The sequence below is a fragment of the Aliifodinibius sp. S!AR15-10 genome, from assembly GCF_031569985.1.
Taxonomy (GTDB): Bacteria; Bacteroidota; Rhodothermia; order Balneolales; family Balneolaceae; genus JAMQKA01.
The window spans coordinates 1-18,940 of sequence record NZ_JAMQKA010000069.1 but is presented as its reverse complement, the minus strand read 5'-3'; the positions used below and the strand labels follow the sequence as shown (position 1 = coordinate 18,940).

At 45.3% G+C, this 18,940-nt stretch carries 21 protein-coding genes and 1 pseudogene; 12 read left to right on the top strand and 10 right to left on the bottom strand.

The features are described from left to right. Positions 1-11 precede the first annotated feature (11 nt). The 4 genes from NC796_RS24845 to mddA all read left to right on the top strand — a co-directional run bounded on the left by NC796_RS24845 (position 12) and on the right by mddA (position 3,770). Entirely contained in the window at positions 12-797 is a 786-nt protein-coding gene (locus NC796_RS24845; RefSeq protein ID WP_409070418.1) for a methyltransferase domain-containing protein, read from the top strand. A 64-nt stretch (positions 798-861) separates the two neighbouring features. After that, positions 862-1,344, top strand: a complete 483-nt coding sequence (locus tag NC796_RS24840) for a hypothetical protein (protein ID WP_310688523.1) — start codon at positions 862-864, stop codon at positions 1,342-1,344. A 65-nt stretch (positions 1,345-1,409) separates the two neighbouring features. Continuing rightward, positions 1,410-2,990: a hypothetical protein gene (locus NC796_RS24835; protein ID WP_310688522.1), complete on the top strand. Its 1,581-nt coding sequence runs from the start codon at positions 1,410-1,412 to the stop codon at positions 2,988-2,990. Positions 2,991-3,032: 42 nt separating this feature from the next. After that, positions 3,033-3,770, top strand: a complete 738-nt coding sequence (gene mddA / locus NC796_RS24830) for a methanethiol S-methyltransferase (protein WP_310688521.1) — start codon at positions 3,033-3,035, stop codon at positions 3,768-3,770. 80 nt (positions 3,771-3,850) lie between these two features. Here mddA and NC796_RS24825 read toward each other — a convergent pair whose 3' ends face one another. The 3 genes and pseudogenes from NC796_RS24825 to NC796_RS24815 form a co-directional block, all read right to left on the bottom strand. After that, on the bottom strand, positions 3,851-5,140 hold the full coding sequence (locus NC796_RS24825) for an APC family permease (protein ID WP_310688520.1): 1,290 nt from the start codon (positions 5,138-5,140) through the stop codon (positions 3,851-3,853). Next, on the bottom strand, positions 5,141-5,611 hold the full coding sequence (locus NC796_RS24820) for a DoxX family protein (protein ID WP_310688519.1): 471 nt from the start codon (positions 5,609-5,611) through the stop codon (positions 5,141-5,143). 268 nt (positions 5,612-5,879) lie between these two features. After that, positions 5,880-6,062, bottom strand: a pseudogene (locus tag NC796_RS24815) (uridine phosphorylase); the annotation flags it as partial. Positions 6,063-6,088: 26 nt separating this feature from the next. On the opposite strand from NC796_RS24815, the gene NC796_RS24810 reads away from it, so the two are divergent. Next, a complete protein-coding gene (locus tag NC796_RS24810) occupies positions 6,089-6,256 on the top strand; it encodes a hypothetical protein (protein ID WP_310688517.1) in 168 nt (55 codons plus the stop codon). 16 nt (positions 6,257-6,272) lie between these two features. Here the strand turns inward: NC796_RS24810 and NC796_RS24805 are convergent, their stop codons facing one another. The 3 genes from NC796_RS24805 to NC796_RS24795 all read right to left on the bottom strand — a co-directional run bounded on the left by NC796_RS24805 (position 6,273) and on the right by NC796_RS24795 (position 8,325). Then, positions 6,273-6,596, bottom strand: coding sequence for a hypothetical protein (locus NC796_RS24805; RefSeq protein WP_310688516.1), 324 nt, complete (start codon positions 6,594-6,596; stop codon positions 6,273-6,275). Between the two features lie 30 nt (positions 6,597-6,626). Beyond that, a complete protein-coding gene (locus NC796_RS24800) occupies positions 6,627-7,073 on the bottom strand; it encodes a DUF6789 family protein (protein WP_310688515.1) in 447 nt (148 codons plus the stop codon). A 292-nt stretch (positions 7,074-7,365) separates the two neighbouring features. Then, positions 7,366-8,325, bottom strand: coding sequence for a hypothetical protein (locus NC796_RS24795; protein ID WP_310688514.1), 960 nt, complete (start codon positions 8,323-8,325; stop codon positions 7,366-7,368). A gap of 112 nt (positions 8,326-8,437) precedes the next feature. Here NC796_RS24795 and NC796_RS24790 point away from each other — a divergent pair, with 112 nt between their 5' ends. The 4 genes from NC796_RS24790 to NC796_RS24775 all read left to right on the top strand — a co-directional run bounded on the left by NC796_RS24790 (position 8,438) and on the right by NC796_RS24775 (position 12,167). After that, positions 8,438-8,791, top strand: a complete 354-nt coding sequence (locus NC796_RS24790; protein ID WP_310688513.1) for a metalloregulator ArsR/SmtB family transcription factor — start codon at positions 8,438-8,440, stop codon at positions 8,789-8,791. Between the two features lie 524 nt (positions 8,792-9,315). After that, positions 9,316-9,456 (top strand): hypothetical protein, encoded by a 141-nt coding sequence (locus NC796_RS24785; RefSeq protein ID WP_310688512.1) that lies wholly within the window; start codon positions 9,316-9,318, stop codon positions 9,454-9,456. A 619-nt stretch (positions 9,457-10,075) separates the two neighbouring features. Next, positions 10,076-10,306 carry a LapA family protein gene (locus tag NC796_RS24780; protein ID WP_310688511.1) on the top strand — a complete coding sequence of 77 codons (231 nt, stop codon included), beginning with the start codon at positions 10,076-10,078 and terminating at the stop codon, positions 10,304-10,306. Between the two features lie 46 nt (positions 10,307-10,352). Continuing rightward, complete coding sequence (locus NC796_RS24775) at positions 10,353-12,167, top strand: SLC13 family permease (RefSeq protein WP_310688510.1); 1,815 nt, start codon at positions 10,353-10,355, stop codon at positions 12,165-12,167. Positions 12,168-12,249: 82 nt separating this feature from the next. Here NC796_RS24775 and NC796_RS26920 read toward each other — a convergent pair whose 3' ends face one another. The 3 genes from NC796_RS26920 to NC796_RS24765 all read right to left on the bottom strand — a co-directional run bounded on the left by NC796_RS26920 (position 12,250) and on the right by NC796_RS24765 (position 13,269). Beyond that, positions 12,250-12,411, bottom strand: coding sequence for a lmo0937 family membrane protein (locus NC796_RS26920; RefSeq protein ID WP_409070417.1), 162 nt, complete (start codon positions 12,409-12,411; stop codon positions 12,250-12,252). Between the two features lie 19 nt (positions 12,412-12,430). Continuing rightward, the gene (locus NC796_RS24770; protein WP_310688509.1) at positions 12,431-12,739 is read right to left on the bottom strand and encodes a hypothetical protein; all 309 of its coding nucleotides are present in this window, start codon (positions 12,737-12,739) and stop codon (positions 12,431-12,433) included. Positions 12,740-13,026: 287 nt separating this feature from the next. Beyond that, a complete protein-coding gene (locus NC796_RS24765; protein WP_310688508.1) occupies positions 13,027-13,269 on the bottom strand; it encodes a hypothetical protein in 243 nt (80 codons plus the stop codon). A 626-nt stretch (positions 13,270-13,895) separates the two neighbouring features. Here NC796_RS24765 and NC796_RS24760 point away from each other — a divergent pair. The 3 genes from NC796_RS24760 (at position 13,896) to NC796_RS26915 (ending at position 16,417) form a co-directional block, all read left to right on the top strand. Continuing rightward, positions 13,896-14,456, top strand: a complete 561-nt coding sequence (locus NC796_RS24760; protein WP_310688507.1) for an AraC family transcriptional regulator — start codon at positions 13,896-13,898, stop codon at positions 14,454-14,456. A gap of 87 nt (positions 14,457-14,543) precedes the next feature. Further along, positions 14,544-16,250, top strand: coding sequence for a hypothetical protein (locus NC796_RS24755; protein ID WP_310688506.1), 1,707 nt, complete (start codon positions 14,544-14,546; stop codon positions 16,248-16,250). Positions 16,251-16,261: 11 nt separating this feature from the next. Beyond that, a complete protein-coding gene (locus tag NC796_RS26915; RefSeq protein ID WP_409070416.1) occupies positions 16,262-16,417 on the top strand; it encodes a lmo0937 family membrane protein in 156 nt (51 codons plus the stop codon). A 987-nt stretch (positions 16,418-17,404) separates the two neighbouring features. Here the strand turns inward: NC796_RS26915 and NC796_RS24750 are convergent. Then, the gene (locus tag NC796_RS24750; protein WP_310688505.1) at positions 17,405-18,514 is read right to left on the bottom strand and encodes an acyl-CoA desaturase; all 1,110 of its coding nucleotides are present in this window, start codon (positions 18,512-18,514) and stop codon (positions 17,405-17,407) included. Between the last annotated feature and the right edge of the window lie 426 nt (positions 18,515-18,940).

The following is an 18,940-nucleotide window of genomic DNA, read 5'->3' as shown; positions in this document are numbered from 1 at the left end:
AGGTTACTGCTATGAGCTCTACAACAACCAAATTAGACGAGCAAGAAGTACAAAATGCTGTACAGGAAATGTATGATGAAGTTGCCACCTGTCCGAACAAGGAGTTTCACTTCCCGACCGGTCGGAATTCTTGCCTTAATATTGGATATCCTGAAGAAGAACTAAATGCGATTCCGGCCTCTGCCATTGAGCCATTTGCCGGGGTGGGATATCCGTTTTTGGCCGAGGTTATAAAACCGGGGGATACAGTTGTCGATATTGGCTCGGGATCCGGGGTGGACGTGCTTATTGCAGGAATCAAGACCGGACCCGAAGGAGAGGTTATCGGGATTGACATCACCCCCGCCATGATCCGGAAAGCCAGGGAAAATATTGAAAAGGCAGAGGTGGATCATATCCGCATCATCGAAGGACAGGCCGTCGATATCCCGCTGGATAATGCCTCGGCTGACGTGGTAACCAGCAACGGTGTAATCAATCTGGTGCCCGACAAGGAAAAAGCATTTAAGGAGATTCACCGCATTCTCAAACTGGGCGGCCGTATCCAGATATCCGACATTGTTCTGTCTAAGCCGGTTTCCGAAAAATCGAAATCCAACGCCCAGCTCTGGGCAGAATGCATCGTAGGAGCCGAACCGGTGGAAGTGTATCTCGATCTGATTCGCTCCGCCGGATTCGAAAACGTAACTGTCATTGACCGCCTGGACTACTTTGACCGCAGCGCAAATGAGAGCACCCGGAAGGCCGCAAAAGGGCTTGGCGCCCATACAATCGTCCTGACAGGCCAGAAAGCATAAGGCGGATCTACGTTTCACTCTTTTCATGAAGAATAGTTCATTTCAATAAAAATGGAGGATTACGATGTATTTCAGACTAAAGAAAACCTTACCCTGTATGATTGCCGCTCTATGCTTGATAATTCTCGGATGCAATCCCGAACATGAAGCCGATTCCGAACTCCATGACCATGTTCAGGAGTCTGATGGTACCTATACCGTCACCGGCAAGCTGTCGGGATTTGATTGCGCCGTAGTTGGCTCGCTCTGTCCCACCACCCACCGGGGCGCCGATTACACTATAGGTGTTTATACCGAAGACGGATCGTTTTACTTTGTCGTCAATATTCCGCAAAGCTTTCTCCAGCAGCATTTCCTGGAAACGGTGGAGGTGGAAGGAACGGTATATGATCCCTATGAGAGAGCAGTCGAACCCGAAGCAATTCATCTGCTCGAAGATGAAGGCCGCAGGCTGGTCTACGAGGCGGGCTACTTTATTGATGAAAATAACGGGCGGGCGACCTTTCAGGAGGGCACATACCGGGACGGCCGCTGGATTGCAGAATAATCTTTCACTTAACTGAAAAACCAATGGAGGTCAGTATGCGGATTCACCAAAATTCATCATCATTTTTGTGTATTACGATAGTATTACTTGCAATTCCTTTTTGTCAGCTTAATGCCCAGTCGCAGGACTATGGCCATGTTGATTTTGAAGTATCCTGCGAAGAGGAGGTTCAGGCTGATTTCAACCGCGCACTGGCCATGCTGCATAATATGATGTACGCGGCAGCCCGGGACGACTTCAGGGAGATTACGCAGGCCGATCCGGAATGTGCGATGGCCTACTGGGGTGTGGCTACGACCCTGTTCCAGCCGCTCTGGGGCACCCGGCCGAGTGAGGAAGATCTCCGGCAGGGCTGGCAGACGATTAATAAAGCCCTTGAGTTTGCCGATTCAGAGAGGGGAAGACTCCTTGTTGAATCTACGGCGGCATTTTTCCATGAGCCCCAAACTGCCGACTTCTGGACACGCATCCACCGCTGGGCCGATGCCGTGGAAAGCGCTTATGAAGCCTATCCTGAGGACGTGGATATCGCCGCATTGTATGGTTTGACACGCCTGGCGATCGCGCAGCGGGCTGATAACAGGGATCCGTTTCATGATGAGGCCGAAGCAGTTCTGCGGGAGATTTACGAGCGGATTCCCTCGCACCCCGGAGCGATACATTATACCATTCATGCCACCGACGTCGACGGCCGGGCCGAGAATGCGCTGGACATCGTGGAGGCTTATGGGAAGATCGCCCCGGCGGTTCCCCATGCCCTGCACATGCCCACCCATATTTATGTGCGCCTGGGCGACTGGTTGGAAGTCATTGACTGGAACCTGAAATCTGCCGATGCTGCACTCAATTATCCGGTCAACGGATCCATCTCTCATCATTACCTCCATGCCATAGATTATCTGGTCTATGCCTATTTGCAGCGGGGTGAAGATGAAAAAGCCGAATCTGCCGCAGAAAGAGGTTTAAGCAAAGAACCGCATCAGGCATCTTTTGTTGCTTCCTATCATATCGCCGCCATACCAGCACGGTTGGCGGTTGAAAGGCAAAAATGGAATAAGGCCGCCAAACTTGAACCGCGGTCTCCAGAATACCTGCCGTGGAATGCATCGCCCTGGGCAGAGGGACTCACCTGGTTTGCGCGCGGCCTGGGAGCGGTCCATACCGGTAATATTGAGGCTGCGAGCGAGTCTGAACAAAAGCTCGGGGACCTCAGAAATGGAGCAAAAGCCAGTGGAGCTGACGATATGGCTACCTATATCGAAATCGACCGCCGCATACTGGCCGGCTGGATAGCTCATGCACAAAACCAAAATGAAAAGGCGGTGGATCTACTGCATTCAGCTGCCGAACTGGAGGACAAGATCGAAAAGCATCCGGTAACACCCGGCGCCCTGCTGCCGCCCAATGAAGCCTTGGGTAATCTGCTCATGAAACTCGAGCGTCCCGCAGAGGCTCTTGAAGCATATAAGGCATCCGACGAGATCTGGCCCGGGCGTTATAACACACTGCTGGGGGCCGCGCGGGCGGCCAAAGCAGCCGGCAAAAAGCAAGCGGCGGGGAAATATTATGAAAGATTGTTGGCCAATGCACAAGACTCTAATAGAGCCGGTATCCGTGAGGCACAAGGTTTTATAGCTGAACAATAAAATTTTATACGAAATCTAATCATAAACAGTGAGGTACCTATTATGTTTGGACGTATTCTTTCTTTCATCTACGGCATATTTTCTTATCTCGTTTTCTTGGGTTCTTTTCTTTATGCCATTGTTTTTGTCGGTGATTTTGGGGTAGCCAAAACGATCAACAGCGGCCCCGAATCAGCTACTCTGTGGCAGGCATTGGGGATCAATGTACTGCTGCTGGGGTTGTTTGCCGTCCAGCATTCGGTAATGGCAAGGGACGGATTTAAAAAATGGTGGACCAAGATCATCCCTTCACACGTGGAGCGGAGCACGTACGTGCTGTTCAGCAGTCTCATTTTGATTCTGCTGTACTGGCAGTGGCGTCCACTTACGGAAGTTATCTGGAGTGTTGAAACCGGATTGTGGTCCGGTTTGATAAACGGTCTTTTTTGGCTGGGCTGGGTGATCGTATTGATTGCAACCTTTATGATCAACCACTTAGACCTGTTCGGACTGCGGCAGGTCTGGCTGTATTTGAAAGGAGACGAGATTACGCCTCTTGAGTTCCAGGAGCCCGGCATGTACAAGTATGTGCGCCATCCGATTATGCTGGGATTTATCATCGCCTTCTGGGCTACGCCTCAAATGACTCTTGGCCACCTGATATTTGCCATAGCCACCACCGGCTACATTTTTGTTGGCATATGGTTTGAAGAGCGGGATCTGATCCGGTACCACGGCGAGAAATACCGGGAGTACCGGGACCGAGTGGGAATGCTGATACCTTTCCGGAAGTCATCATAAAACCACTTAAGTGCTCCATTTACCAGACGAAAGTGTCACCAAAAGGAAGGACAGTATAGAAATGGATCAGGATACCAAGCTCATTGGGCCTTGCCGGATTTAATTCTCCTGGCAATGGTATGCCAAACGAGTCCCACACCAAGCAGCAAGAGCCCGCTAATCCAAAAGGTAGGTTCAATCCAAAAAGCCAGAAACAGGCAACCGAACAAGCCTGAAGCCGGAATCCAGCGGGGATAGAGTCGCAGGTCGGCTGGCATTAGTAATGCTGACAAGTTGGTGATCGCGTAGTAGATGAGAACGGTAAAGGCGCTGAACGACCAGGTGAATACGACATCCCCACTTAATACCAGGACTCCTATTATTGCCCCGGTTACCCATACGGCCATGGCCGGACTTTGAGTATTGAGATTTACCTTGGATAAAATGCCAGGTAAATCTCGTCGCCGGGCCATACTCAGCATCACCCGCGAAAGGCCAAGTAGAAGATTAAGTAATACGCCCAGCATGGCGGTAATGGCGGCAAAGGTTATGACCGGACCGATTACCGGTACAGATAATGCCTGCGCAACCATCATCAACGGGGCGGCTTCTCCTTCCACGGTCTGACCAAACGATTCGGCTCCCATCACTTGCAGAGCTGTGAGCGAAACGGCCAGATATAGTATTACGATGAATACCATGGCCAGAATTATGGCTTTCGGGATAGTAGTACGGGGCTCGCTAACTTCCTCACCCAGCGTGGCGATACGTCCATAGCCGGTATAGGCGACAAACATGAGCGCCGATGCATATAATATGGACGATCCGGATGTGTTCGTAAATGCATCGGTAATCGGTCGCGTTGGAATGCCGTTTGAAAAGAGTCCCACGACTACAAGCGCCGCAAGTCCCAGAAGGGTTACAAAGACAATTATTTTGTTGGCTCGGTTGCTTCGGCTTATTCCACCCGAAACCAGGAATGTCATCATCAAAAGTATTAGCAGGCCTGCACCAACAATGAACCAGTTACCGGCAGTGATACCAAATGCATAAAACAAGTAGCCCACACATCCCAAAACGGCTGTTGCCGCCGAGGCAGATTTGGCAATCAGAAACATCCATCCGGCTGTAAAACCGAAATAGGATCCCAGGAAACGATACCCGTATTCATACGTTCCTCCGCTTACCGGATGAGCGGCCGCAAGCTGGGCACTGCTTAATCCATTAAAGATGGCAAGAGCCCCGGCAATGATAACGGCAATGATAATTCCATTCCCGGCTACCTGCGTGGCGATAGCAATACTTACAAAAATACCCGTGCCTACGATAGAACCGAGTCCCATCAGGATGGCACCCGGCGTTTTCAGGTCTCGTTTGAGTTCGTTCTGCATTTACTCGTTCGCTTTATACCACCTTAAATCAATTGACCATTTGCCGCCGCCTTTTATGAAGAGGAACAAGCTTCCCAGCCACATGGCCCAATCAGTGCGTATCTCGTGGGCCATGCTCCAAAAGCCATAGGTGCTGAGATCCCGCACTACAAACGGTCCGAAACTTTCCCCAAACGCAATGGGGATTTTTGTTACCACAATCGCCACCGTCATAATGACAAAAGTTGTTAACGCTCCGGTTCGAGTTAAAAGTCCAATCAGGATCAGTATCCCGGCCAGGATTTCAAACACACCGACAAAATTGCCGAAGAACTCCGGTACGGGAAACCCCATGCCTTCAAACCGCCCGACGCCTCGCTGTGCAGGATAAAGAAATTTTTGGATTCCTTCGGAAAGAAACACCGTGCCAACCATCAGGCGAATAAGAATAGTGGTCTTGGATTCGTCTGTTTGCAGTAATTTTTTGAACATAACCTATTTGTTCGTAAACGTTTGAAGTTTAGAATCAAAAGATCATAGATTATTGGGCCATTTTCTATTAATGGCCTTAGATAAGAAAAAACTACAGGAAAGGCTATATCCGTCCTAATCCTAAATCTGGTCAAAACACCGATCGCAAATACCGCCGTATTAATCCCGAACCAGTCGAAAGTAGCACCTGTCAGCAGACCCCAGACCAGACCGTCGTTCAGGTTATTGTCGAGCCCGGCCTCATATGTGCAGTTAACTTAGCGGAATGCTATCTGTCAATATTCTTGATAACTTTTTCTGCGAGTTCCAGTGAAGCAATACTCCCGTTTTCCAGTCCTTTTTCAAAGTCTCCGGCCTCCCGGGCCATGGTGTTGGTCAGGTGGGCGAAGCAAACTACCGGTTGCTGCCGAGTCTCAGCAAAGGCATACAGGGCGGCCGCCTCCATTTCTACAGCGGTTACCTGTTTCCACTCAGCTAATGGAGAGCAAAGGTTCCGCCGTCACTGAAAACCGAGAGGTCTTTCAGAACCTCTATCGAAAAGATGAGGTGGCCGCCTTGTTTGAAGAAGGCGGATTTAATGACCCGGAACTGCATTCCCAGTCCAAAGGGGGCGAAACCTACCATGTTGTGTCAGTCAGCGCCTAATCGATCAGTCCCGTGTTTATTCCATTTGGGAGACGACATTATTGGCAATATACTGCTTGACCTCCTCGTCTCCGGTCAGATGTAGCCAGACGGGTCCATGATCAGGCGTCACTTCAACAGTGAAATGGAAGAACGGGCAGCACAGCCGCTCGCGGGCTATGAAGGCCCCGGCCCGTTCAATGGTGGCTGTTTCTGCAGGAAGCCCAAATGCGTATCCGTCGGGCAACTCTTTAATCTCTTCAATTGAGCCAAACAGTTGCTCGCCATTTTCTTTATGGAATGCTCGTTCTTCATCGTCAATGGCCGAAAGATCACAAGCTAATGGTCGGTTGTCAGACATAGCAGATAAAAGATTTAAATTAATAGGTCATTACGTTTCAAGTCGTGCAAGTCCCCAGCCCAGCGTGCCTCCGTAAATCAGGTGCAGCACCAGGGTAGCCACGGCAATTTTGGGGGTGATGGCGGAGCCGAAAACGCCCCAGCCGAGCAGCGGAAGCACGATCAGTTCCATGATCAGCCACAGCATGAGGCCCCAGCCCAGACCGTGCCATATTGTTCCATCTTCTTTTATCCAGTTAAACAGTACCACTCCCCATACAGCGCCGTAGCCAAAATGTGAGAGGATGGCGAATCCCATAATGACTGGTGGTGGAGCATTCCCCAGAATCCCTTTGGCAATAGCTGCGGGGATGGGTTCAGGAATCGGGCTCAGGCCGCTGCCCATGCCGATAAGCATGATAATTGACATCAGCAGGGTCCCGAGGAGGCCGTAAAGTGTTCCTTTTCTGACAAATAAGTTTTTAGTGAGGGAAGACATAAAAATTATTGTTTAATTATTATTAAACAATAAAACATATAGAGTTCTGTCAGGGTAGTCAAGCTTTACAGGTAAAGTACATTCCGATGCCTTCCCTGGGTTAATACATCATAATCACCAAGCCAATCAATGGAAATCGAGCATCGGTCGCATCAAATTTGCTTCGATTGATAGGGATCAATTTGTCATCCCCTTGAAAGAGAGAGTATGATGGAAACCTCTCTATATGCGGCAAATACTTTCAAAAAAATGTCCGGATTGTAAGATGTGAAAAACCGATTGGTTTATATCTTCACAAGGTTCTCCTTTTAATTCTTAATAGTATCCGGGATACCAAAGCTAAAACAGGTAATTCTATCAGGGGCCCAATGACCAGAGCTAAAGCTATTAGAGGATTATCAGGAAAAGCCGTTAAGGCAATAGCCAATGCAATGGGAGAATTCCTGGCCAGTGTGGTTAAATTTAAACTGGTCGTGTCCTCATAATTGAAATTCAAAATGTTACCGGCAATACGGCCCACAAAAAAATTTCCGACAAAGAATATCATAAGGGGAATGAGAAGAATAAAAACTACTTGAAGATTTTGGGTCAGGTACTCTCCCTGAGAAGCGAACATGGCCATGATGGCTAATCCCAGAAAAATGACCTGAGTTACATCAAAAAAAGGCAACAACGTAGCTTCCAACAATTCTAATTTGTCCAGTTTATCCAACAACAACTTAGTGGCCTGTGCTGCTAAGAATGGTACTAACAGCACCAAAACGATACTTTCAAACAAGATATTTAAATCAACCGTGCTGGATTCCCCGAAAAAAATCATCAGATAAACAGGTAGCATAATGATCTGCAAAATTAAGTTCAGCGGCAGTACGGAAGTACTCAGAGGGACATTTCCTTTTGCGATACCAGTAAATATCAAATACCAGTCAGTGCAGGGAGTCACCATCAACATGACAAACCCTATCCAGAGGCTTAGATGACTTTGAAGGAGAAGATATCCCAACAGATAAGCAAAGATGGGTGTCCATATAAAATTGACAACTATGTTGGCCGAAAAGAACTTTCGATGGGAAAAGCTTTTTAGCAAATCTCTAAGGGGAATGTTGAGAAATAACCCATAAAGCATGAGCATTAAAAAGGGAACAATAACATAATCGGCATACTTTGCCACCATTTCTGTTTGTCCAATCAGCAAACCTATAATAACTGCAAGTCCAATTATTAAGGACTGATATCTGTTAATAGAATTCATAGATATATCTTTGTAATCAGATTCTATAAAAGATGGTTTTCGTTGTATAATTAAATTGTTTGAATAATTTAAAACTTTTAAACTTGTGGGTAAGGATAAATAATTTATTACCATGAGCCAATCACTTGACGTTGCTTTTAAAGCGTTGGGACATCCTAAACGACTTGCGATTCTCAAGCGACTGATTCGCCGCGTACACACCTGTTGTATGGTAAACAAGGAAGAGGATTGTTGCCTGGAAGAGCCAACCTGCGACTTTGGAGAACTAAAAGAAGACCTGGGCATCTCCAAGTCCTCACTATCACTTCATTTAAAGGAGCTCCGCCATGCCGGTTTGGTGGAGAAGATCAAAGATGGTCGGAAAGTAGCCTTGCAGGTAAATCCCGAGAAATTAGAGAAGCTGAAAGACTTTTTTGAAATATCTATTGATCGACAGACCCGGGACTGGATGAAGAATGTAAAATAATTTATTCGAAAAACTTTGTATAATAATCCCCAGTTAACCCTGTGCTTCTTCCATGATATTATATGGTAACATGATAAGTTTTGCTAAAAAGTTAACCTCCTTCACCAGTGGTAATTTCAGGGGGTACATCGGTGGGTACACCTATCTCAAAATAGGGCTCTATAGCTCATAAGCCGAATATATTACCACACTCATAATCTTGTCTTCTGCTTATTTTGAAAATCCCTAGAGTAAGCTACTACCTTAAAACTATTAAAATCCTACATTATTAAGGGTAATGAAATTTATATAGCGTTTATATTGTGCATTCATTGTACACCAATTGCATAAAGTATCTACTTAATTATGGAACATCGGATAGATTCATCTTCCCTGAATGCTTCTGAAATGGAAGCGATGGAAACGCAATACCCTTGATGACTAATGATGAGAAGGTCGCCATGTAGTTGCGGCGGCCGTTCGAGAAAAACTGGATATGATCATTACCTTTAACCTAAAATATTTTGGTGATGAACACCTGAAAAATGGAACGTAAAAGCCGTTCATCCTCAAGACTATCTACTCATCCTGTATTCTATGAGACCGGCGGTATTTATGACCAAGCTTTCCAGGATAGCTCAAAAACGAGGCGAGGATTTGGAGACGGTAGTGATGAACTTCGGTAACTCCCTTCCTTTATTTGCCGAAAGAGTACTCGAAGATATGGGTAAATAAGGCTGGGAGAGGAAGGGCCCTCGCGTCTATCAATTCCGCCACTCGGGCACGTGCGTTCAGCACTTGCTGTGCAACGACTTAGGCCGATTTTAATTGTTTTCCCGTTTGCTGCCATCTCGTACTTCTTACGGCCCGAAATGACCCTAATTGGTAACGATTAGGTAACAACTAGGTAACTAAGTCTTGCCAACAATATTTAAATGAACAATGAATTTTCGAGACTACAAATATGAGATATAAAGAATTACTTCTACAATGTAATTTTAGGATTTTTGAAGAACACATTATTACTTAATCTACTATACACTTTCATCGTGATTGAGAAATATTATAGTACTTCTTTCTGCCAAGATGGCTAGATCAAACACGGGTTATATCTTATTGTAGTCTTACCCGAGGTACAAGTCGAGTTGTTATAATCAAATTAAAAGATTTTCTTCGATTACTACCCCCCTGAGTTGAGTACAGTTTTATTTGTTGTTTCTCATATTCCGCCTAAATTATATTGATACATTTGACCAGCTGATTGAAAGTCGGAGTAATCTTGGTACTAAGAGTAGGAAATAAACTATGAAAAAATTAAAGTTGGCAATTGTTTTGGTTCTAACTCTGGTCCTGGTATTGCTGGTGGTACAAAATACAGCATCCGTTCAAGCACACTTTCTTGGCTTTACTGCAGAAATGTCACTGGTCGTGCTACTTTTCCTTACCGGTGCAATAGGCTTTGCATCAGGACTGGTGCTCGGCTTTCTCTTAAAAAGCAAGCGAGCCCAATCTATCGAAGAGCAGCGACAGAATTAATAATAGAAAGCTGTTCGTCTAGAAACTATAATCTTGTCTATTCCATATGGGATTCGAACAGCTGTTAATTTTTGGTGTGTTATTATTTGCTTTTATTGGGTTGGCAATTGACCTGTGGAGCCCGGATGCTATCTTATTGACGGCCCTGGCAGTTCTCACAATCAGTGGAGTCCTCAGCCTTGAACAGGCTTTTCAGGGATTTGCAAATACTACAATAATTGCGCTGGGCAGCCTATACGTGGTATCGGCGGCGATGCGAGAAAGCGGCGCACTGGACCGGGCCAGTTCCTTTATTTTGGGACGAGAGACCCGCAGTATCCAGCGAATATTGCTTCGGTTGTGCCCCAGTGTGTCACTGTATTCTGCATTTTTAAATAACACTCCTGTTGTAGCGATGGGTATTCCTACAATCCGGCGATGGGCTCTGAAAAACAATATTATTGTCTCAAAACTACTTATGCCCCTCTCTTTTGCCGCTATTTTTGGAGGACTCTGCACATTAATTGGGACCAGTACAAACCTGATTACCCATGGGCTATTGCAAAGTCACGGATTTGAGGGGCTTTCCTTTTTTGAGCTGGCTTGGGTCGGCGTCCCCTGTGCCGTGGTTGGACTGTTGTATCTCATTTTCATTTCCCCCCTGTTGACGCCGGCCCGAAGGGATATCCGGTACGAAGAGGAGCGGAGACGGAATCTGTTGGTAGAGATTGAGGTAACAGAGGGAGCAGATGTAATCGGAGAAACTATAAAAGACACAAATTTAGGTGAATTCCAGGGTTTTTATCTCTCCCGTATTAATCGCAGGGATCGTGAAATAGCCCCTGTACCAAAAGACGAGAAACTCCGCCGGGGCGACCATCTTTTGTATGCCGCCAAGGGTGGTATTGCGGCCAAACTGCCCGACTTGGCCGATTATTCCGGGTTGCAGGTTATTCATCATCCCCCGAGAGATATTGAACAGGAAGAAAAACCAGAACGGGAGCTTCACCAAGTGGTTGTAAAAGAAGGTTCGCCGCTGGTGGGATCCACTGTAGAAGAAGCCAAGCTCTTGGAACGGTTCGGAGCCGCCGTAACTGGCGTGCGCAGGAGAGGAAGACGTGTTGACCAGCCTCTTGGATCGTTTGTGCTGCATCCCGGCGATGTATTACTGCTTGATACAAGGCTTGGATTTCGCGAGGCCTATGAGGACACCAAGGATTTTTTCCTAACCAGTGCGGCCGGGGGCGAAGCATCCGGGGCAGAAACAAGCATTGAAGAGCACCGCTCTGAGGGTAAAGACCTGTATATTTCGGTGGCCGTGTTGGTGGGCATTGTATCGCTGGTCGCCACAGGATTAGTACACATAGCCTTGGCCGGTATCTTGGGAGTGGCGGTATTGTTGAGTTTTAATGTTATTAAAGCTGGTGAAGCTCGTAAATCCGTAGACTGGACTGTCTTAATTGTGATTGGTGCCGCTATTGGTCTGGGCAAAGCTATGGAGGTAAGCGGAACGGCCGAACTCATTGCAAGGTGGATGGTGGATCTTACCAGCGCTTACGGCCACCGGACAGTATTGGCCGGGGTTGTTATTGTCACGGGCCTGCTCACTGAAATAATTACCAATAACGGCGCGGTAGCCCTAATGTTTCCGATCGCCTTATCCGTTGCCGAAACCCAGGGGGTTGAAGCCCGCGGCCTGTTTATTGCTATTACCCTGGTGGCCTCCATGTCTCTAATTACACCCATCGGGTATCAGACGAATCTTATGGTCTATGGCCCCGGCAATTACCGGTTTACGGATTTTTTCAAGGTTGGCTTCCCGCTTGAATTAACGTTGTGGACGCTGGTCATCATCTTGGTGCCAATCTTTTGGCCGATGTGAAGTTTTTTCCCTTAATTTTCTGTAAGGCTTAAATAAAAAGGACAGAGATTAGTTCTCTCCTTTGGGGATTCGGGAAGTTGAGCTACGTGGTGGATCTAAAAATGGGCTCTTCCAGTCTCAATATTATTGCCACGCATGCCAAACCAAGCAGAATATGTACGAAGCTGCCCATCCCAAATCCAATTAAACAGATCCCCCAAACTACAATTAAGATTGCTGCTATGAACCAAAGTTGATTTCCCATAATTCTATAGTTTTTATTGTTAGAATTTTACCGTTAAATCATCAAGAGCATTACCATCTGATTCCATCGTTTGACTAAACTCAACCTTAAAGGTTTCCCACTGCTCTTTTCCTTCGCCTCTATAATTAGCTAGTTTCTTTTTCATGTCGCTGTTCTTTTGCTCTAGTTGGGCCAGTTGCTTTTCGTAGGAGGCCTTCACCTCAGCCGTTTCATTGGCCATGCGGGCCTTGAAGGCTATGATCGTTAAGTCGTTGGCGGCAAATCTGCCTGCTGTTTCTTTAGGATATTGGCTGATATAGGCCAGGTCTAACCGGGTAGCCTGTTCCAACTCATTGTTGGTTAAAATTACTGCAGGTTGAACATTTTATATCTGCGGGTCCAGGCTGTTACAGCCTGTTAAAAAAACAACTGCAACCACTAAAAAAATCACGATTATTAAAGCTATTTTTTTTACTGTATTGGGATTATAAGATTTCATATTTAGTTGGTTCCGCTTTGTAACATTTCTGTTCGCGCATTCTGGATAGCATTTTTATAGCGTCTCTATCACTGAGAACTTTTTTGGAGGTAAGAGTTGGTCGCGATTCCCAAACACTTTAAAACCGTTTTCATAATTTATACCACTTTTCCCCCTTCATTAACCATTCGGTCAGCATCTTCATCCATTTTCCTTATTTGGGCTTTACCATTGGTAACCGATTCTTTTATTAGCCCTTCTGCAGCATCTGGAGAGTCCTTGCCTTTGTCAGCAATTGTCTTTCGTCTGAATGAGTCTTTGTAGGGAGTCAACAAGATTCCAATTACTGTGGTAAGTGCGGCCCCGGCTAGTAAGGCAAATAATGCTTTTCTTGAGTCCATGATATTAATAGAGTTAATTAATGTTTAGAATATTTAGGATGGTAGCATTACATTGGCCTGAGTATGATTGCAGCGAGATATCCGGGCCTCGGGTGAAGCGTTCCATTCCCATTGCGGCTATTACAATGAAGCCAGGAATAAGTGAGGACAAAAGAAAACGATTCATTTGTCTGGTCGGGGTCATTGTAGGCTCTTTTGTTTGTATGTATTACTGTTAACAAAAGATCGCTATTTTACACCCCGCAAGTGTTATATTATAGCACAAAAGGCTTACATATATCACTGATTCCCGATGAAGCAATGACAAGTGCAACTTCACCTATAAAACTCTTTGAGACTTCTACAAATCTATCTTAATGAATATTTACTCGCAAAACAGATGTATTTACCAGTCAACAAATAAGAGTGAAATATTTAATTTTAGACTTATAAGGCTGTAAAGATATGTGGCATGAAATTAGATCATATTCAATAATATGATTATGAGGAAACATATTATAGTTGTTTAAGCTAAAGATAGGAAGAGCCTGACTTTGATGTAAATAAGCAGGCATTAATTGGAGTAGCCATATATATATAATCTCCTTCCTTATTTTTCTTGCTCAAGATTTAAAGAATGACACATCATGAAACTGTATATTAAATATATGGTAAGCCTGCGATGCAAGATGCTGGTCAAGGAAGAGTTAAAAAAGCTCGGAATAGACTGTGTATCTGTCGATCTTGGCATGGTAGAAATCCAAGATGACATTACAGAAGAACAGCTGGAAACATTTGCAAAGAACCTGAAAAAAGCCGGACTTGAACTCCTAGACGATAAAAAGAATATCCTGGTTGAAAAAATAAAAAGTGTGATTGTGGAAATGATCCACTACGAGGATGAAGTTCCAAAAGTAAATGATTCGGATTATATCAGTAAAAAGCTGGGATACGATTATACCTACCTGTCCAACACCTTCTCGGAAGTGAAGGGGATCACCATCCAGCATTATATTATTATGCACAAAATTGAAAGAGCCAAGGAGCTTCTGTTATATGATGAGTTAACCCTGACCGAGATCGCCCATAAATTACACTATAGCAGTGTGGCCCACCTGTCTAATCAGTTTAAAAAAATCACCGGTCTTACGCCCACCTATTTTAAAGAACTGAAAGAAAAAAGAAGAAAGAATCTCGAGGATCTGTGATATATGTAACTCTTTGAAGAGAGTGTATAATGTTTGTCCGGCTAAAAGTACCCATCTTGCCTGTTCACCTTAATTAATCTCTGGCAGATGAAAGCAGTAATAAATGAGATGGAGTATGAACTCGGCTCTTTTGCAGGTACTATAGAAAAGAGACTCCGTTCTATGGAAGAGGAACAGATCAATGAACGAATATGGAACAGAGATGCAACCCTGTGGAAAGATGACGAAAAATCAACGCAAATGATTTCCAACTCCCTGGGCTGGCTGGATATCGCCACCAAAATGGCTTCAGAAGTCCCACAGATTCTGCAATTCGTTCGGGAAGTACAGGCTGCTAGGTTTACCCATGTGGTCGTGATGGGTATGGGTGGCAGCAGCTTGGCTCCGCAGGTTTTCGAACGCACTTTTGAAACTGGTAAAAACGGACTGGAGCTCACTTTAATTGATACCACTGATCCTGCCACGATTCAAGCGGTTGAGCGGGAAGTGCCCCTTAAGAAGACGCTCTTCATCATTACTGACAAATCAGGAGTAACAGCAGAGACGAACGCCCTTGGAGATTATTTTTATAAAAAAGTGAAAGCGAATGAAGGTAAGAAAGCAGGCAGCCACTTTGTGGCGATCACAGATCCTGGCACCCCGCTGGTTGAGAAAGCCCAAGCGTTACATTACCGGCATACATTTTTGAATTTCGAAGGTATTAGTGAACACTACTCAGCACTTTCCTATGCAGGAATAGTACCCGCAGCATTGATGGAGCTTGATGTGGAAGCCCTGTTAGAACGGGCCATCTGGATGCAGCAGTCCTGTCAAACGCATAACTTTCCCCCGGAAAACTCTGCCCTTCAACTGGGGGCCATTATGGGTGAAATGGCCCATCAAACTTGGAATAAGCTGACGCTTGTACTTCCCGATTCGCTCTCAGCTTTCGGCATGTGGCTTGAACAGTTGATTGCTATAAGCACAGGCAAGGAAGGCAAAGGCATTTTACCAATAACCGGGGAAGCACTGCTCAATCCCTCATATTACCGGCACGACCGGCTGTTTGTGCATCTGCATCTCTACGATGAACATCAGCCTGAAGTAACGGAGAAGCTACATGAGTTAAAGGCGGCCGGTTATCCCCTTGTCACTATTACATTAGAAGACAAATTAGACATCGCCGGGGAGTGTTACCGCTGGCAAATGGCTGTAGCGGCGGCCAGTGCTGTTATCGGCATAAATCCATTCGATCAACCGAATGTACGGGAAAGTAAACAGCGCACCAGTCAAATTCTAAGCAAATTTGAAAAGGAAGGAGCCTTGGCCAAGATGGTTCCTACGATAACAGAGGACCAGCTTGCCTTTTTCACCTATCGTAACAAATTCAAAAATGCGACAGGGTTGCTGGATACATTTATGGATGCGGAACATGTGGGAGATTATCTTGCCATCCAGGCCTTTCTCCCGGAGGAACCCCGTACCAATAAGCTACTACAAAAGTTCAGGACGATCCTCCAGCAACGGCTTAAACGGGCAACAACCGTTGCTTACGGACCCCGTTTTTTGCATTCAACGGGCCAGTACCATAAAGGAGGCCCGAATACTGGATTGTTTATTCAATTGACCGCTGACGATGTGGTTGAGATGAATGTACCGGGCAAAAATTACTCATTTGGCATATTCAAACGTGCCCAGGCGGATGGCGATTTTACCCTCATGTTGACTCACAGCAGGAGAATCATCCGGGTAGACTTGAATGGGGATATTCACCAGGGAATGGGTAAATTGATCGATTTGGTAACGCAATCCTAGGGGGGCATATCATGAGAAATGTACTCAATATCCTGGCCATCATATTAATAATTGGCTGGATCGTTGGATTCATTTCAAACAGTGGGGGAGGCATAATACATATATTACTAGTTCTTGCTGTGATAGCCCTCTTACTCCAGGTAATTCAAGGACGAAAAGGTGATTGAATTCAAAAAATTTTGAAAAGGCTCCGGACATAATAACTTTGAGGAGAAAACACTTAAAAAAATCGAACCTCTGAATAAACAGAGATTCGACGAAAAGAAAATAGAAACAACTAAATATATAAGCCTACCTATTTTTCAACTTTCTTTTCTTCCTTTTTGGGATCTTTGTCTTTCATCCCCTTGGGGTTAGACTTTTTAGGTGAAGAAGATTTTTTCTTTCGGTTTTTATCGTGCTTATCCATTTTCAAATCCATTTGTTAACATTATCTGATTCAGGTTAATGTACCCTATGGGCGGTAATTTATAGTTACATAGGGCATCCTCAAAAAGTAAAAGCTTTTCCCCGTTCAAGAGGTGTTCCTTTTTGTGTGAACAAACCGCCGACAGTAGTCGGGACTAAAGAACTGGTCACCCAAAAATCACCGGCTGGGATTTCTTCGCCTGTCCCGACAGCTGTACGGGATAAAAGAAACCCATATGTTCCCGTTAGCAGCCCTCCCGAAAGATGGAGGTTTTCCACTCTCTCCGCATATACCGAAATTTCTCGCATGGTTTCTTTCTTAACGCCTTCGCTGCGTTTGCCCGAGACGGCTCACAAATCCATAGGCCGGAGGGTTAAGCCCAACTCCATCGGCAGCCCCTAAGTCCAGAAAATCCCTGCTTTCGGTGCCAACAACGTCTCCCAACGTTGATAAGCAGGAGCCTGAATGAAGTTTTAATAGAACAATATCTGGGATTTTATGGTGAGTTTTTTGGTTCGTTTTTTCCTCATCGAAAAAATGAACACCCCTTTTAACCGGTTATGATTTTTTATCTTTAAGAATCATAATGTTTATCACAACCGTATCAAATGCAAGGTATTTTGGGAAATAGCGGAAAAACCTTGCATTTGAATCGCTAATTTAGTCTCCCAAGGTATTGGTAAATAATGACTTAGCACTCGCCTGAGGAAGCCCTACATAAACCCAGAAAAACGTTACACATATCTCATATACAAACTTCAGAATAGGTAAAATTGGGGTCCCCGAATTTTTTGAGCGTGCGATAATGAGACGCCACAGCTTTAAAGAACGTATCGTGCTGATTGTAGGGAATGTCAAACTCATTGGCCGTCTGCTCTACAATGTGACTGATCGCCGGGTAATGAACGCTGCATATTCTCGGGAAAAGGTGATGCTCAATCTGGAAATTCAGCCCGCCGACAAACCAGCACAACGGTTTATTGTCACGCGCAAAATTATTGGTAGTCACCATCTCGTGAATCATCCAGTGCTCGTCAATCATATTCTCTTCATCCGGCTCCGGGTGGTCGGTCCCCTCCACGACGTGGGCAAGCTGAAAGATAACGCCGAGTATGAGTCCGGCCGTCAGGTGAAGCGTTACGAACCCAATCAGAAGGTGAACCCAGGTAATATTGAGCAGAAACATTGGCAGGACCAAGATGTAGGTATAGTAGATAGCTTTGGTAACAAACAGGATAATCCATTCGCTCACTGGGTGACTTTTATTTTCATATGGACCGATATTTGTTTTCAGGAAATGCTTGTAATCCTTCACAAACACCCAGAAAATTGTAGCAAGGCTGTAGGCAAAAAAGGCCAATATGTGTTGCACGCGATGGATAGGTTTGTGCTCAGAGTGCGGAGAAAGCCGGATAAACCCGGCCACTTCCAGATCTTCGTCGTGCCCGTGAATGTTAGTATAGGTATGGTGGATAATGTTGTGAGTTATCTTCCAGATATACCCGTTCGCCCCCAGTAGATCGAAAGTAAATCCCAGGGCGCGGTTGATGTGCTTGTTGGAAGAATAGGCCCCGTGCAGAGCATCGTGCGATACTGAGAAACCTATCCCGGCCATCCCGATACCCATCAAAAAAGTTAACACCCACATCGCCAACAGGGAAAGCTGTCCTGAAATAATCAAAGCATAGGAGCCAAAATACAGGGTCAGCAACACAATGGTTTTTACGACCATCTGCAGGTTTGCATGCTTGGAGAGATCATGCGTTTCAAAATATTGATCAACCCGCTGTTTTACCGTTTTACTGAATTCCCGGCTGGTACTATTGTTGAACGTTACTTTTCCGGCTTCGGACATACTCTTTATATCTTTAATGCGAACTTCGCATTAAAGATGCCAAAACTCTGCCTGGAGGATATTACATAAGTTTTGGTTTTTGTTACAAATTTTACACACTCTTGGCATTAATTTGTATGGAACTATAGGAGTTGCCTGTAGGCTAATCAACTCTTGATGATAGTTTTAACCTGGATTATTCACCGAGAAATTATCTGCTCATTATAGTCCTGTATCTAGTCTGAACAGACATTCCCTGCCTTCAATAGTTTGCCAGAAATGGAGCAGTATCTCGAATTAGTTAACGGTCGGAATAATTCACTAGTACTTAATTTCAAAAATTATAGTAATTATTAGCTGGGGACATCGTATATTCCCTCCAACCCTCAATTAAACGCTCATGAATGTTGCCCCAACGATAGAACTAACTCCCGACCAGCGTCAGCT